The organism is Bradyrhizobium sp. 87 (assembly GCF_023073015.1).
Lineage (GTDB): Bacteria > Pseudomonadota > Alphaproteobacteria > Rhizobiales > Xanthobacteraceae > Bradyrhizobium > Bradyrhizobium canariense_D.
Window position 1 is genome coordinate 1 of sequence record NZ_JADPIQ010000115.1, and the last position, 539, is coordinate 539.

Consider the following 539-nt stretch of genomic DNA (forward strand, 5'->3'; position numbering starts at 1 on the left):
TTCATGTGCGGGCAGATGTTGCAGGGGCGCAGCATCTCCACATCGGGCAGCTCGGCGCGGACATTGTCGGCCATCGAGCATTCCGTGATCATCACCAGCCGCCGCGGCCGCCGCTCGCGCACCCAGTTGATCATGTGCGCGGTCGAGCCCGTGAAATCGGCCTCGGCCAGCACGTCCGGCGGGCATTCGGGATGAGCGATGATCTGCACGGAGGGATCGGCCTCGCGGTAGCTGCGCAGCTCGGCGCCAGTGAAACGCTCGTGCACCTCGCAGGCGCCCTTCCAGGCAATGATCTTCACGTCGGTCTTCGAGGCCACGTAAGTGGCGAGATAGCGGTCGGGCAGGAAGATCACGCTTGGTGCGCCGAGGCTTTCGACCACCTGCACCGCGTTCGACGAGGTGCAGCAGATATCGACCTCGGCCTTCACCTCCGCGGAGGTGTTGACATAGGCAACGACAGGCACGCCGGGGAATTTTTCGCGGAGCAGGCGGACGTCGGCGCCGGTGATGCTGGCAGCGAGCGAGCAGCCGGCGCGCGT

Annotated in this window: 1 protein-coding gene; it reads right to left on the bottom strand. The window is 66.0% G+C overall.

Annotation, left to right across the window (positions count from 1 at the left end; translation table 11 throughout):
- On the bottom strand, positions 1 to 539 hold a 539-nt coding region (gene nadA, locus IVB50_RS29835; RefSeq protein WP_247298933.1), incomplete at both ends, for a quinolinate synthase NadA.